Annotated in this window: 12 protein-coding genes; 6 read left to right on the top strand and 6 right to left on the bottom strand. The window is 59.9% G+C overall.

All coding sequences use genetic code 11. The annotated features are described in order from the left end of the window. Positions 1–4 precede the first annotated feature (4 nt). The gene (efeB, locus tag DK870_RS14150; RefSeq protein ID WP_161548908.1) at positions 5–1,309 is read left to right on the top strand and encodes an iron uptake transporter deferrochelatase/peroxidase subunit; all 1,305 of its coding nucleotides are present in this window, start codon (positions 5–7) and stop codon (positions 1,307–1,309) included. 25 nt (positions 1,310–1,334) lie between these two features. Then, positions 1,335–2,153, top strand: coding sequence for an iron uptake system protein EfeO (gene efeO, locus DK870_RS14145; RefSeq protein ID WP_104993549.1), 819 nt, complete (start codon positions 1,335–1,337; stop codon positions 2,151–2,153). Between the two features lie 47 nt (positions 2,154–2,200). Here the strand turns inward: efeO and DK870_RS14140 are convergent, their stop codons facing one another. Both DK870_RS14140 and pssA read right to left on the bottom strand, forming a co-directional pair. Then, positions 2,201–5,872 carry a hypothetical protein gene (locus tag DK870_RS14140; RefSeq protein ID WP_256679853.1) on the bottom strand — a complete coding sequence of 1,224 codons (3,672 nt, stop codon included), beginning with the start codon at positions 5,870–5,872 and terminating at the stop codon, positions 2,201–2,203. Between the two features lie 152 nt (positions 5,873–6,024). Further along, on the bottom strand, positions 6,025–7,368 hold the full coding sequence (gene pssA, locus DK870_RS14135) for a CDP-diacylglycerol--serine O-phosphatidyltransferase (RefSeq protein ID WP_060752814.1): 1,344 nt from the start codon (positions 7,366–7,368) through the stop codon (positions 6,025–6,027). 124 nt (positions 7,369–7,492) lie between these two features. Here pssA and DK870_RS14130 point away from each other — a divergent pair, with 124 nt between their 5' ends. Further along, positions 7,493–8,065 carry a TetR/AcrR family transcriptional regulator gene (locus tag DK870_RS14130; protein ID WP_060752813.1) on the top strand — a complete coding sequence of 191 codons (573 nt, stop codon included), beginning with the start codon at positions 7,493–7,495 and terminating at the stop codon, positions 8,063–8,065. Positions 8,066–8,110: 45 nt separating this feature from the next. Continuing rightward, complete coding sequence (locus DK870_RS14125) at positions 8,111–8,590, top strand: nuclear transport factor 2 family protein (RefSeq protein ID WP_060752812.1); 480 nt, start codon at positions 8,111–8,113, stop codon at positions 8,588–8,590. Between the two features lie 179 nt (positions 8,591–8,769). On the opposite strand, the gene DK870_RS14120 is transcribed toward DK870_RS14125, so the two are convergent. Further along, entirely contained in the window at positions 8,770–9,927 is a 1,158-nt protein-coding gene (locus DK870_RS14120; protein WP_104993546.1) for a PQQ-dependent sugar dehydrogenase, read from the bottom strand. A gap of 12 nt (positions 9,928–9,939) precedes the next feature. Next, entirely contained in the window at positions 9,940–10,254 is a 315-nt protein-coding gene (locus DK870_RS14115) for a hypothetical protein (protein ID WP_060752810.1), read from the bottom strand. Positions 10,255–10,438: 184 nt separating this feature from the next. Here DK870_RS14115 and DK870_RS14110 point away from each other — a divergent pair, with 184 nt between their 5' ends. Further along, a complete protein-coding gene (locus DK870_RS14110) occupies positions 10,439–11,272 on the top strand; it encodes a Ku protein (RefSeq protein WP_161548907.1) in 834 nt (277 codons plus the stop codon). A gap of 23 nt (positions 11,273–11,295) precedes the next feature. Further along, positions 11,296–12,831 carry a DNA ligase D gene (gene ligD, locus DK870_RS14105; protein WP_161548906.1) on the top strand — a complete coding sequence of 512 codons (1,536 nt, stop codon included), beginning with the start codon at positions 11,296–11,298 and terminating at the stop codon, positions 12,829–12,831. A 19-nt stretch (positions 12,832–12,850) separates the two neighbouring features. Here ligD and lpxO read toward each other — a convergent pair whose 3' ends face one another. Together lpxO and DK870_RS14095 are read right to left on the bottom strand one after the other, a co-directional pair. Beyond that, positions 12,851–13,750 carry a lipid A hydroxylase LpxO gene (lpxO, locus tag DK870_RS14100; protein WP_060752807.1) on the bottom strand — a complete coding sequence of 300 codons (900 nt, stop codon included), beginning with the start codon at positions 13,748–13,750 and terminating at the stop codon, positions 12,851–12,853. Positions 13,751–14,006: 256 nt separating this feature from the next. Beyond that, entirely contained in the window at positions 14,007–15,350 is a 1,344-nt protein-coding gene (locus DK870_RS14095; protein ID WP_161548905.1) for a Wzz/FepE/Etk N-terminal domain-containing protein, read from the bottom strand. Positions 15,351–15,384: the final 34 nt, after the last annotated feature.

Genomic DNA, 15,384 nt, shown 5'->3' with positions numbered 1-15,384 from the left:
ACACATGAGTGATTCTGAACACACCAACCTCCAACGTCGCCGTGTCCTGTTGGGCATGGCGGCCACCGGCGCGGCGATTGCCGGCAGTGCCCTGACCTGCCCGGCCATGGCCGCCGCAGCCGAGCAAGTCACCACCGCACCGCGCAGCGACAAGACCCAGGACCACCAGGATTTCTTCGGCAAACACCAGACCGGCATCGTCACCCCGCGCCCGGCCTGCGGCATGGTGGTGGCGTTCGACGTACTGGCCAGCGACCGCGAAGACCTGGAGCGTCTGTTCCGTACCCTGAACGAACGCATCCATTTCCTGATGACCGGCGGCCCCGTGCCGCAAGTCGACCCGAAACTGCCGCCGACCGACTCCGGCATTCTCGGACCGGTGGTGACGCCGGACAACCTGACCATCACCGTATCGGTGGGTGAATCGCTGTTCGATGAGCGCTTCGGCCTGTCGGCGGTCAAGCCCAAGCGCCTGATCCGCATGGTCGGCTTCCCCAATGATGCATTGGAACCGGCGCAGTGCCATGGCGACTTGAGCCTGCAATTTTCCTCCAACACCACCGACACCAATATCCACGCCCTGCGCGACATCGTGAAAAACCTGCCGGACCTGCTGCTGGTGCGCTGGAAACAGGAAGGCAGCGTTCCGCCCCAGGCCCCGGCCAAGCCCGGCGAACCGGCCCAGAGCGCGCGCAACTTCCTCGGTTTTCGCGATGGTTCGGCCAACCCGAATTCCAACGACGACAAAGCCATGGACCAGATCGTCTGGGTGCAACCGAGCAGCGATGAACCGGCCTGGGCCGCCAACGGCAGCTATCAGGCGGTGCGGATCATCCGCAATTTCGTCGAGCGCTGGGACCGTACCCCACTGCAGGAACAGGAAAGCATCATCGGTCGGGTCAAACCCACGGGCGCGCCCATGGATGGCCAGCACGAAAGCCAGGTGCCGGACTACAGCAAAGACCCGGAAGGCAAGTTGACCAAGCTCGATGCCCACATCCGCCTGGCCAACCCGCGTACGCAGCAGACCCAGGCCAACCTGATCCTGCGTCGGCCGTTCAACTACTCCAACGGCGTCAATAAAAACGGTCAGCTGGACATGGGGCTGTTGTTCATCTGCTACCAGGCTGACCTGGAGAAAGGCTTTATCAGCGTGCAAACCCGGCTCAACGGCGAGCCCCTGGAGGAATACCTCAAGCCGGTCGGCGGCGGGTACTTCTTCACCTTGCCGGGCGTCACGGGGCCCAAGGACTTCCTCGGGCGTACGCTGCTCGCGGCCTCGCACCCTCAAACCACTGCCAATACCTAAAACAAACCCAGAGCGGATACGTCCCATGAAGAAGTCGTCTATCGCGTTGTCGTTGTTAATGAGCCTTTCGCCGCTGGCCGCCTTCGCCGCCACTGCGCCGCTGGACCTGGTAGGCCCGGTGTCGGACTACAAGATCTACGTCACCGAAGAAATCGGTGAACTGGTCACCCAGACCCAGGCGTTCACCGACGCCGTGAAAAAAGGCGACCTGGCCACCGCCAAGAAGCTCTATGCGCCGACCCGCGTGCACTACGAGTCGATTGAGCCGATCGCCGAGTTGTTCAGCGACCTCGACGCGTCTATCGACTCGCGTGTCGACGATCACGAGAAAGGCGTTGAAGCCGAAGACTTCACCGGCTTCCACCGGATCGAATACGCGCTGTTCTCCAAGAACACCACCGAGGGCCTGGGCGCCCTGGCCGATAAGCTGAACGGCGACGTCAAGGACCTGCAGACCCGCGTCGAAGGCCTGACCTTCCCGCCCGAGAAAGTCGTTGGCGGTGCCGCTGCGCTGCTCGAAGAGGTCGCGGCCACCAAGATCTCCGGCGAAGAAGATCGCTACAGCCACACGGACCTGTATGACTTCCAGGGCAACGTCGACGGCGCGAAGAAAATCGTCGATCTGTTCCGTGGCCAGATCGAGAAGCAGGACAAGGCGTTCCTGGCCAAAGTCGACAAGAACTTCGCCACCGTGGACAAGATCCTGGCCAAGTACAAAACCAAGGATGGCGGTTTTGAGACCTACGACAAGGTCAAGGAAAACGACCGCAAGGCCCTGGTCGGCCCGGTCAATACCTTGGCCGAAGACCTGTCGACCCTGCGCGGCAAGTTGGGCTTGAACTGACCTTTGCGGGCGCCTTCGCCGCTGTCGCGGCGAAGGCGTCTGTGACGTCAGGCGGCCGACGGCTGAAAGCCCTGTAGTGGCGCCCCTTCAGGCTTGAAGGTGTGCGGGTTGATCGCATACCACAGGTTGTTTTTCTGCACGGCATACAACGGGCGTCCGGCACAGGTGCCGGCGCGACTGCCGGCAGGCTGACCGGATTCTGCGTTGACGCTGGAGTACACGCCTGCCCCCCAGCGACACTTTTCAAACACGGTTGCAGGCAGGTAGATGTCCGCACCCAGGGCGCGCAACTCTCCGCGCATGAAGTTTTTACCGAAAGCCGCCACCTTCTGCCCCGTTTTCAATACCCCAATGGCGCCATCCAACGGGTTGAGCACGCTGCGAAAAAACGGTGATACCCCCGCGAACCCCTGCATGGAAAATGCCCTGCCATTAAATGGCAATACCACTTTGAGCCCTTTGTAGAAGCTCTTCACACCCGCTAACCCACCGGTCACTGCGAACGAGGCGAAATCGATCAATATCCCGCGTACCCCTTGCGCCGTCTTGCCCTCCGCGACATCGGCGAAGGCGCCGACAAAGGGCAGCAGGCCCAAGACCATCCGCAGGTTTTCAGGGCCGAAAACGTCCTCGGAGCCAAACGGGAATGCCCGGCGACGTTGATAGTCGGTGGGCTGGTTGGCATAGCGGAGCAAAGGCTCACGTGGCATGGTAAAGCTGTTACTCAGTACGCCCTCGACAATGCGGCCGGTTTTTTCGCTGCTGAACGTCGTGGGCACCGGCAGCTGTGCGTGCTTTGGATGGCCGGGCATCAACGTGGCAGGCAGGTCGGTCGCGGCCTTTTCGATGATGACCGATGACTGCACGCCGGCTTTCGGCTCGCTGCCAGTTTTATACGCCGCGAAATCAAAGCTGGCAGGTGTTGTGTGTCGGAACTCCCGCCGCACATAGGCAAAGGGGCCATGGGGTTTCTGCCCCACCTCGACCTGCCCGCCCAGCGGCAGCGTGTAGCTCAAGTCGGTGCGCTTGACGATGCGCATGGCGCCGGGAAACACCTCGAAATACCCGAACCGAGGCTCGACGGCGCCGGTCTCGTAACGGATCAACGTGCCATGCGTGCCCTTGTGTTCGGCCACCTTGGAATCGGCGCCTTCGTCGTCCTCAATGGCGTCGCCGGTCGCCTCGCGCAAACTGAAGAATTCGATTTGCCCCACTTCAAGGGCCTTACGGTCTTCCAGCGGCAACTGCGCAAACATGAGTTTGAGTACCGTGGCCTGCGCCGCACGACAATCAGCCACGTAGCGCTCGATGGCGGGCGCTACCAGCGGTGCGATTTTCGGCAGTTTTTTGATCCGCTCATCAAAATCCGCCTGGGAAATGCGTGGATGTTCGAACTTGTACTTCGCTTTACCGGCGCGGTATTCGTTCAGCCACGTGTTGAACGCGACCAGCGCACCCGGCGAGTCTTGTTCCGCCAGAAGAAACTCAGTCAACAAAACCTCAGGGGGTTGGCCGTGCTGCCTGGGATCCGCCACCCGGCGCAAAGTGAAGCCACGGATTTCATCTTCGCTCATCTCGGGAAACAGCAGCGTCAATTGCTCGACAAGCAGGCGGGTCATCGAGGGCGGCTCGGCCGTCAGCGTCTGGAAGGCGTCGCGGAGGCTGTTTTGCTGCTCGGTGAAGGCTTGTGCAGCCGCCTGGTAGTTTTGCGCGGTGTATTTGCCGTCCAACGGCTTGGGAAACACGCCGGCCATCACGGCCCACTCCAACAAAGGCAGGGTGCCCACACCTTTGATCAACGCCTCCTGCTCCGGGTTTTGCGGTTGCAAGCGTGCCAGGGCATTGACCTGCGTTGCGTTCATCGCCCGCGAACTGCCTGGCCCGGCGAGCGCTTCGGCGATCCCACAGCCCAGACGCATGGCGAGCCATGCCGGGGAACCCATCCGCACGTCATCGGGGCTTTGCTTGAGTACTTGGGGTATTGAGGCAGGCAGTTGTGGGTCGGGCTTGAGCAGCATTTCCGGCGCAGCCTGTGCCAGGAACATATGCGCCAGAAACGGCGCACTTTCAGCGCTGGCGCCTTTTTCCCGCAGGTGCCGCTCGATGTCGGCACGCACTTCTTTTTGCGTGCGTCCGAAATTGGCAGGCTGATAAATCGCGTAGCCGGCTACTTCTCCTGGTTTGCCCGGCAGGCTGCCCTGAAGGTTGAGCTTGAGCGCCGTAGCGAGCAACGCATGACGCTGCGCCCTGGGTAACGGCTGACCATCAGCCACGTCGAAAAGCTTGAGTTCCTTGGCCAAGGCTTCGGCCTGGGTCACGGCAGCGGGCGAATCGAAAAAGGCGGTCAACCGCCGGTCAGGGTCTGCAGACAACGCCTGCCAGGGGTCCGGGGTGGCCAGGAAGCTATCGAACAAACCGGCGACGCTCGCCGCGCCAGTCTTTAGCACTTCACAGTCAGCCGCCGTCAATGCGCCCGGTGTCCAGGTGTAGGGGGTCAAAGCTGCGTAGTCAGCGGTCAGCGGCGGCTCAGGCCATCGCGTGTCGAGCCAAGCCTGCACGTCGCGGCCTTGCTCGAGCGTCGTGGGCGAACTCAGGCCAAAGAAATCCAGTGCCTGGCGCATATCCCAAGTATCGGTGGAGTACAGGGCGTTGCCGGTTTTCTGACTTTGCTCGACCAAGGCTTGTAACCGCCTCTTCATTGCCTGCACGCCAGGGTCGGGATTCTTGCCAACTTCGTCATCGAAGTAGGCTTGCAGGGACCGCCACGTGCCCTTGGCATCACACTGTTGAAGCTCGCCCTGACTGATTCTGAAACGGTCACCGACGCTGTCCAGGCCGATTTTCTCAAGAAAGTCCCGAAACGCCGGTGAGGCGAGCAGCTCGACAAAGGCTTGGCGTGGCAATTGGCTGTTGCGCTCCAGAGAAGAGCCCGGTGGCGCCACATAGGCTTGCTCATCCAACCGCAGAGCCTCGCCCTCCTTCAGGCCTCGCAAGCGCTGGCGAAGTTGTTCGGCCAAACCGCTGCGAGCGGTTGCATCGCTGTTCGCCGTCACTGTGCGGGTAAAAGCGTCGCGCCACTGCTGGCGCTTCTCAACGCTGATGGGCGGCCAGCCATTACGCTTGAGCTGTGCCCCCAGCGCGGGTGCCGCCTGCTCGTTCTTCGCAGGTTGCACCCCATAAAAATCCAGGATGATATCCCGCGGGATCGGCTCGGAGGGCATGTTGGCGGGAATCCCCAAGTCACTCGGCGAGAGTATTTTTTGCACCTTGCGAAGCTTGCCGCTGGCCTCCCACCAGCCGGAACCATCGGTGGTGGTAAACCGTACGAAGGTGTCTTTTCCATCGCGACTGACCACGCCCACCACACTGTCGCTGAACACGCGCACCGTAGAGATCTTCAAGCCCTTGGCGCGAAACCAGTCCTGCACTGGCGGCTCGCTGAGTGCCTGTTGGTATTGACTGATAAACGGCCCAATCGAGGCATTTCGCGGGATAAGCGGCTCAGGGGCAACCCCTGAACTCAGCCAGCGCCCCACCTTGGTCTGCAGGGTTGCATCGCCTTTGGGCGCGTTTTCTTCGGAGGGGAATCGACGTGGCGCTTCAGCTACGGCAGCCGTGGCGCCACGCTTGTCTCGCGTTGACGGGTTCGACACCGCCCCATCCGACGCAGGAGGCAGGTGGGAGAACCGGTTGTAAGGGTTTACCTGGATAAGCGACATTTCTATTTCCTCTCTACCAGTCAGAATGGTGAGAGTTCTCGTCCGTAAGAACTGTCGAGAGGAAATCTACAAGTCGCAATTGGGCTCTTTCGTAAGCCAAGTCCCAAAAAGATGCAGGCAGAAACCGGGAATTATCTTGTGACGCTCAGCGCTTACAGAATCCGGTACAACAACCGCTCAATCCGCACCCGACTGACCCGCCGTAAAAACTTGCCTACGGCCGGGGGGTAGTCCACCAGGGACTGCAACTGTTGATAGCCGGCAATACGCGTGGTGTGCTGGAAAATTTGCGCGAGCTCCGCACGTCGCGGCGCCAGCCATTGGCCCTGGGGGTCATCGATCAGCAAACCGTTTTCCAGGTCGAGGCGGAACGCTCGCGGGTTGAGGTTATTGCCCGTGAGCAAGGTGTAGCGTTGGTCGACCCACATGCCCTTGAGGTGGTAGGTGTTGTCGCCGTCGCGCCACAGGTGCAGGTTCAACTGGCCACTGTCGATCACCGGCTGATGCCGCTTGGCGAAGCGGCGCAGGCTGATTTCGTAGAGGTACGGCAACGCTGCGATCACCTTGAACGGCTCGCTGGGCGGGATATAGAAATCATTGGCGGTTTTGTCACCGACGATGATGTCGACCTTCACGCCTCGCGCCAGGGCACGGTTGAGCTCCCGAGTCACAGGCAGTGGCAGGTTGAAATAGGGGGTGCAGATGGTCAGCTGATGCTGGGCGCTGGCGATCAGTTCTAGGACGACCCGGTTCAGCGGGTTGTTCTTGCCCACGCCCAGCAACGGGCTGACGGCCAGGTGGTTATTGGGCAACTGCCCGGCGGTGGTGTCGTAGGCCGCATGTTTCAGGCGGCTGCGCAGGTCGCCGATGTCGTTGCGCAGGCTGCGGGTGGTGGGCGGGTTAGGCAGGTCCAGGCGATGCACCGCCTTGGAAGCGACCAGGCCATGCTCCACCAGATGCTGCATGGAGTCGGCCAGCGGCTGGCTGTGGATCAAGTGGTAGCGGTCATAACGGTACTTGTCGAACTTGTGCAGGTACACGTTGTTCAGGCTCGCGCCGCTATACAACACGCTGTCGTCGATCACGAAGCCCTTGAGATGCAGCACGCCGAACAGTTCGCGGGTTTGCACCGGCACGCCGTACACCGGCACTTCGCTGGCATGGCTTTGGGTCATGGCCTGGTACCAGGCGCTGTTGCCGGGTTGCTTGCCGGCGCCGATCAGGCCCCGTTGTGCACGCAGCGAGTCGACCACGACCACAATGTCCAGCTCCGGCCGTGCGGCCTTGGCGGCATGTAACGCGTCGTAAATCTCCTGCCCCGCTTCGTCGTGCTGCAAATACAGCGCAACGATGTAGATGCGCCGAGTGGCCTGGGGAATCTTTTCCAGCAGGCAACGCCGGAACGCCTCGGCGCCGGACAGCACGTCAATGGCCTCGGGGGTGATTGGAAAACCGCGAAGTTTGGGCAACAGGGAGCGTTTGAAGAACGACGGCATAAGGCTCGCAATGGGTCGAATCCGAAGAGGTCACGAGCTTACACCATGGGTGCGCTCAGGTCTCGCAGTCACGCATTGAAAAAGTTGGTTGACCAAGAAGAACGATCGTTCTACTGTTAGCCGCATGAACGACATGACTCCCAGTGAAACCCGCGACATTATCCTCGACGTCACCGAGAAGTTGATCTATCGCCACGGCATCGCCGCCACCGGCATGGATTTTTTGGTGAAAACCGCCGGTGTGTCGAGAAAAAGTATTTATCGCTACTTCGCCAACAAGGACGAGTTGGTGATCGCCGCCCTGCAACGCCGCGATGAGCGCTGGATGCAGTGGCTGCGCGCAGAAGTGGAACGCAGCGAAAGCAGCGGCGAGCGCCTGCTGGCGCTGTTCAGTGCGCTGAAAACCTGGTTTGCGTCGGCGGACTTTCGTGGCTGCGCCTTCATCAACACCAGCGGCGAAACCGGTGACGCGCAAGACCCGGTGCGGCTGTTGGCCAAAGCCCATAAACAGAAACTGTTCGAGTACGCACTTGAACTGTGTGAAGCACATGGCACCCCCGACCCGCAACAGCAGGCCGCGCAACTGCTGATATTGATCGATGGTGCGATAACCGTTGCCTTGGTGATGGGCGATTCAACAGCCGCTGATAATGCGCAATGCATGGCGCGAACGTTATTAGGACTTGAGAACGCGTAAATCCGGCAACTCTCGATAACCCTTATTGTGTCAAGGAACTGCCCAATGTCATCTCTCCCGGAAACACGCCCGCCTTTGCCGCCCTTTACCCGCGAGTCGGCGATCGAAAAAGTTCGCCTGGCCGAAGACGGCTGGAACTCCCGCGACCCACAGCGAGTGTCGCTGGCCTACACCCTGGATACGCAATGGCGTAACCGCGCCGAATTTGCCCACAACCGCGAAGAAGCCAAGGGCTTCCTCACCCGTAAATGGGCCAAGGAGCTGGACTATCGGCTGATCAAGGAATTATGGGCGTTTACCGATAACCGGATTGCGGTGCGGTATGCCTATGAATGGCACGATGACTCCGGCAACTGGTTCCGTTCCTACGGTAACGAGAACTGGGAGTTCGACGAAAACGGCCTGATGGCGAACCGCTTTGCCTGCATCAATGACCTGCCGATCCAGGAAAGCGAGCGCAAATTCCACTGGCCGCTGGGCCGACGCCCGGATGATCATCCGGGGCTGTCCGAACTGGGGCTCTAAACATTTAGAGCGGACGACGGATAACCTGTGGCGAGGGAGCTTGCTCCCGTTGGACTGCGTAGCAGGCCCAGTCTTTTCAAACCAAAAGCTGGGGCCGCTTCGCGGCCCAACGGGAGCAAGCTCCCTCGCCACAGTGACAGCAGCAAGCCCTGACTGACTGGCATTGCACCGCAACCCACTCAGTCCGAGTTCAGGCCAACCCGATACAACACGCCGTCATCCTCATCCGTGAGCACATACAGATAGCCATCCGGGCCCTGCCGTACATCGCGGATGCGGGCTTTCAAGCCGCCGAGCAAACGCTCCTCATGGATCACCTTGTCGCCATCGAACTGCAGGCGTATCAGTTCCTGGCTGGCCAAGGCACCGATGAACACGTTGTGCTGCCAGGGTTTGAAACGATCAGCATCGTAAAACGCCATGCCACTGATGCCCGGTGATTTCTCCCAGACGTGATGGGGCGCCACGGTGCCTTCCACTTCCTTGCCCTTGGCCTCCGGGATCGGCGTCAACGAATAGTCGATGCCGTGAGTCGCCAGCGGCCAACCGTAATTCTTGCCACGCTCGATGATGTTGATTTCATCACCACCGCGAGGCCCATGTTCGTTTTCCCAGATCGTGCCGCTCCACGGGTTCATTGCCAGACCCTGCGGGTTACGCTGGCCATACGACCAGATTTCGGGGCGTACGCCCTGCTGGCCGACAAAGGGGTTGTCCTCCGGCACCCGGCCATCCGGGAAGATGCGCACCACCTTGCCTTGCAGCTTGTCCAGGTCCTGGGCCGTCGGGCGATCGTTGTTTTCACCCAAGGTCACAAACAGGTAGCCATCACGGTCGAAAGCCAGGCGCGAGCCGAAGTGGTTACCGGTCGACAACTTGGGTTCCTGGCGCAGGATGACCTTGAAGTCCTTCAAGCCGCTCAAGTCATCGGCCAGGCGCCCACGCCCGACGGCGGTACCGGCCTTGCCCCCCTCGCCACCGCCTTCGGCGTAGGACAGATACACCAGGCGGTCCTGCTTGAAGTCCGGTGACAGCACGACGTCAAGCAAGCCCCCCTGCCCTTTGGCCCACACCTGAGGTACGCCGGTCAGCGGTGCCGACAGTTTGCCGTCCGGGCTGACGAACCGCAGGTGGCCAGGACGCTCAGTCACCAGGAAACCTTGTTTATCCGGCAGGAACGCCACGGCCCATGGATGCTCCAGCCCCTTGGCGACGGGCGTGACGCTGATGCTGCCCTGCTCGCTGGGAAACTGTCGAGCCTGCGCCGCAAACACGGCCGTCAATGGAAGTAGCGTGGTTGCACACATCGCGGCTAGCAGGGTTTTGCGTAGAAACATAAGACGTCGTCCTTACCGGCGATTGCCGTTGGCATCATAGGTGGGTGCTTTGGTTTCGGTCGCGGGCCGGCTGGGGGCGCTGTCGCGCTGGGGATAGCGATTGCCGATACCGCCGTTTTCCAGGGTCGGCGCGGGGCCGCTGGGAACGGCCGGGATACCCCGAGTGGGCGGCGCATTGGGCACCGTACCCTGCATGCTGTTGGGGTTGGCCCGATGAATAGGGCTGTTGTTGGTATCAAAGTGGCCGGGCAGATTTTGCGCCTGGGCCAAGGGCACCAGCGCCAGGCCCAACGCCAATGCAGCGAAATGACGTACACAACGGTTCATGACTATGCCTCTCTGAAGCGGACAACACGTGCTTTCGATAACACGCTACGCCTAGGGTTCGGCATTCGTAACTAAATACTTTCTGATCAGGTGTAACACGATCTGTCCGTGCATCCCTCCGTCGAAACTTTTTCCCGAGCCGGCCAGTCACCAGAAGACCGGCACTTCTCAAGGAATCGCACTTATGCCACGAGCAATCTGGAAAGGCGCCATCAGTTTCGGACTGGTCCACATCCCTGTCTCCCTGGTCTCGGCGACGTCTTCACAAGGCGTCGATTTTGATTGGCTGGACAAACGCAGCATGGACCCGGTGGGTTACAAACGCATCAACAAGACCACCGGCAAGGAGGTCACCAAAGAGAACATCGTCAAGGGAGTGGCCTATGAAAAGGGTCGCTACGTGGTGCTCAGCGAAGAAGAAATCCGCTCAGCTCACCCCAAGTCGACCCAGACCATCGAAATCATCGCCTTTGTCGCCAGCGACCAGATCCCCCTGCAAAACATTGACACGCCCTACTTCCTGGCCCCTGACAAACGCGGCGGCAAAGTCTATGCGCTGCTGCGCGAAACCCTGAAGAAAACCGGCAAGGTCGCCCTGGCCAATGTCGTGCTGCATACCAAGCAGCACCTGGCGGCGCTGATGCCACTGGAATCGGCCCTGGTGCTGGTCATGCTGCGTTGGCCCGCCGAAGTGCGCAGCCTGGACGAACTGGAATTGCCCAGCGACGTCATCAAGCCCAGCCTGGCCAAGGGCGAGCTGGAGATGGCCAAGCGCTTGGTGGAGGACATGACCGCCAACTGGCAACCGGACGATTATCGCGACAGCTTCCAGGACAAGATCATGGCGCTGGTCGCGAAGAAGGCCAAGGCCGGCAAGATCGAAGACGTGGAATCCAGCGAAGGCAGCGAGGAACGTAAGACCGCCGACGTGATTGACCTCACGGAATTGCTCAAACGCAGCCTGGCCGGTAAACCGGCGAAAAAAGCCGCCCCCAAAAAACCGCGCAAAGCTTCCTGAACCGACCAAAGGAGCCCCTTGCCATGCCCAAGCCCCTGAGCGAATACAACCGTAAACGCGACTTCGAGATCACCGCAGAGCCCTCCGGCAGTGCGCCAGGCAACACGCGAGAGGCAGGCGCCCTGTCGTTTGTCATCCAGAAGCACGCCGCACGCAACCTGCACTATGACTTTCGCCTGGAGTTGGACGGCGTACTCATAAGCTGGGCTGTGCCCAAAGGCCCCAGCCTGGACCCGAGCCAGAAACGCCTGGCGGTGCATGTCGAAGACCATCCGCTGAGCTACGGGACCTTCGAAGGCAGTATCCCGGCCGGTCAATACGGTGCCGGCGATGTGATCGTCTGGGACCGGGGCATCTGGCAGCCCCACGATGACCCGCACAAAGCCTATCGCGCCGGCAGGCTGAAATTCACCCTGGTCGGTGAAAAGCTCTCCGGCGACTGGGCCTTGGTGCGTACCCGCCTCCAGGGCAGTGGCGCCAAGGAACAATGGCTGCTGATCAAGGAAAAGGACCCGCAGGCACGCCCGGCCACCGACTACGATATCGTCGAGGCCGAACCGAACAGCGTTATCAGCAACGCTTCGGTGGGTAAACACACAGCGCGAACCCAGCCTTCTCACGCGCCTGTCGCCGTCCCGGCACAACGCTCCGCGCAAAAGCGCGCCCCGCGTAGTCAGCTGAACATCACCCATGCCGACCGCGTCATAGACCCGCAGAGCGGCACGCAAAAGCAGCAATTGGCGCAGTTCTATGCACAGATCAGTGATTGGATCCTGCCGTTCCTGCGGCACCGGCCGGTGTCGCTGCTCAGGGCGCCAGAAGGCATTGAGGGCGAACAGTTCTTCCAGAAGCACTCAGAGCGCCTGGCCATTCCACATATCAAGCACCTGGAACCTGCGCTGGACCCAGGCCATGCGCGCCTGATGGAGATCCGCACCACCGACGCGCTGATCGGCGCTGTGCAGATGGGCACAATCGAACTGCACACCTGGGGCGCCACCACGGACAAGATCGAAACACCGGACCAATTCGTACTCGACCTTGACCCGGACCCGGCGCTGCCTTGGAAAAACATGCTGGAGGCGGCGCAACTGACGCTGTCGGTACTCGATGAGCTGGGGCTCGACGCATTCGTCAAGACCAGCGGCGGCAAAGGTTTGCACCTGATCGTGCCATTGGCACGCAGGGACGGCTGGGACACCGTCAAAGCGTTCGCCAAGGCCATCGCACAGTTCATGACCCGGTCACTGCCTGAACGCTTCACGGCCACCAGCGGCCCGAAAAACCGGGTCGGCAAGATCTTTGTCGATTACCTGCGCAACGCCCGTGGCGCCAGTACCGTTGCCGCCTATTCAGCCCGCGCACGACCTGGCCTGCCCGTGTCGGTGCCGATCAGTCGGGATGAATTGAAGGGATTGCAAGGCGCCCAGCAGTGGACGGTGGCGAACCTGCAGGAACGCCTGCAAGGTTTGAAGAACGACCCATGGGCCGGTTATGCCAACCGGCAGCGGATCAGCAAAAAGATGTGGGACAGGCTGGGCGCGCAACCACCGCAGTGATTCGCGCCGCCGCCAGGTTTCAGATGAGAATGAAGATCAGCGCCAAACCTGCAAAAATTGCCCACTTTTCCAGGTAGTAACGCGCACGATTGCGCTTTTTAAGCTCTTTGCCACGTAGGCGAATCTTGTACAGGCGGGTAAAGGCACGGTTCAAGCCACCGGTCTTGTCGCCGTCGTCATTGGGCGAACCTGCAGCGGCCATCACATTGCGGCTGAACCAACGGTTGAACGCGGCCGCCCAGCGATACTTCATCGGGCGCTCGATATCACAGAACAGAATGATGCGGTTCTGCTGCGTAGCGTTTTCCGCGTAGTGAATGTAAGTCTCGTCAAACATGACTGGCTCGCCATCGCGCCAGTAATAGCTTTCACCGTCCACATTGATGTAGCACGCTGGATCGTTGGGTGTATCCAGGCCCAAGTGGTAGCGGTAGGAACCCGCGTAGGGGTCGCGGTGACGCACCAGCTTGGACCCCGGTGGCAGCTCGGCGAACATGGCGGCCTTGATCGAGCCGATGCTCTGCACCAACTCCGTGGTACGCGGGCACAGCTTCATCGCCGATGGGTGGCTGTCGCCGTACCACTTGAGGTAGAAGCGCTTCCAACCCGACTTGAAGAACGAGTTGAAACCCACGTCGTTGTATTGATCCGAGCGTTTGATCGCCCCTGCCTGCATCAGGTTCTGACCTTCCTTGCGGATCTCCTCCCAATGCTCCTGCAAAGGGCTCAGGTCCGGAAAGTCACTGGCTGACAGAAAAGGACGGCTTGGCTGCTTGGAGAACAGATAAAGAAAGCAGTTGATCGGCGCCAGGAACGTCGAGTGATCGCTGAGTTGGCGGCCCAGCTTGTGCCGCACCCGGCCACGCAGGTGGACATACGCAATAGAGGCAACGTAGAGAAGAACAATGATGAGTTTCAAGGGATTCGTCACAAGTCAGGGAGAGAACAGGCTGCTCCTGTGGCCCATATCAGCCAAGGATGAAAAGGCAGCACCTGAAATCACAATTCACGTACAAGTGGCACACGGCACGCAAGCTCCTGCGACGTGTGACCATTGGCCGGTATTTAGCCACAGTTTGTAACCAAAGGTTAACTAAGAATTGTGAAAAGCTGTCGACTGAATGTGCTGGAGAATTTGTGGGCAGGCGCTCGCGCCCGCCCACTCACGCAGGTCTTTACGCCAAGGGTTGATCGTCTTTGCGTTCGCGGCGGGAGAAACTACTGTCTTCCAGTGCCGCGTAGGCTATGGCGCCTTGACGGCTGAGCATGAGGTAGCGGATCAGCGCAATCACCAACCCTAGCAACAGGCCACCCACCAGGCTAAACGCAATGACCAAGGCTTTTTTGGGCTTGACCGGTGCCAATGGCTCCTGGGCGCGGCGGTCGACCGTGACCAACTTGAGGTTACTCATATCGATGTTAAGACCTCGCAAACGCGCAACTTCAGCGCGTAGCGGCTCGACGTCCTTCAGGAAAATATCTTCATTCCCACGCTTTTTCAGGATCTCGACTTCCCGGTTGGACTCGAGCATCTGAAGTTCCTTGCCGATTTCCGCAATACGAGGGTTGGTGAAATCATCACTGGTTCGCTGCTGCAATGCGGAGCGCTCTGCTTCCAGGGCTTCGGTACCCATGAAATACAGCGGGATCTTCTGATTGTTGACCTCGGTACGCATGACCTGACTCGAACCGCCACGCGAGTCATCGGCCATGGAGGATGGCGTGGTCGGTGTCTTGATCCCCATGGACTTGGCAATGGAGATGGCCTCGGCCAGTTCGGCCAGGCGATTGGTGCGCTCCATCTTCAACTGCAGACGCAAGGCACCTAGCTCATCCTGCAATTGCGCACGCTTGAGTCGATCAGCCTCAAGCAGCTTGGCGATCTTGGATTCCTTTTCGGTATCGTAGTTGGCGCGGGCTGCGTCGATCTTGCCCTTGAGTTCAGTCAAACGGTTATTAACAATGACCTTGAGGTCTGCGCCGACTTGCTCACGTTCGGCTGCGATGGCGTAATCGACGAAGCCGTTGAGAATGCTCACACCGTCAACATCCGTCGGGTACTGCAACTCCAGGCGAATATAGTTGCTCAGCGAGTCTGCTTTCTTTGGGTCCGGCAGGATCAGGTTGACAGAGTTGCGGTTGAAATCCTCAAAGCTCTGTTCCAGGGTTTGCCCAGGCTTCTTGAAAGCCTTGAACAGCTCTTCATGCTCCTTGAAAAAACCCAGGCGGGCTTCGTACGAATCCAACTGAGACCCGACTTTCAATAGAGCATCGGCGGGCGGGAGTTTGTAGACCTCAGAGCGGTTCAAGGCGTCCAATTCGTTGATGGCCGCAGGCCTGAGCACACTGCTGACTTCATAAGTCTTCGGCGCCAGGAAGGCATAACCCGCTCCCAAGACACCCACCAGAAGCGTACAACCCACGATCAGCTTTTTTTGCCGCCAAATACCCTGGAACAATTCAAATAGATCGATTTCATCGGAAGCGACAGCGGGCGGAAGCTGGGAAGTACGATTCAAAATAAGAACACCTCAAAATTGACACTAAAATGCC

The sequence above is a fragment of the Pseudomonas sp. Q1 genome (assembly GCF_009935975.1).
Taxonomy (GTDB): domain Bacteria; phylum Pseudomonadota; class Gammaproteobacteria; order Pseudomonadales; family Pseudomonadaceae; genus Aquipseudomonas; species Aquipseudomonas palleroniana.
This window is presented reverse-complemented; position numbering and strand designations above follow the sequence as displayed.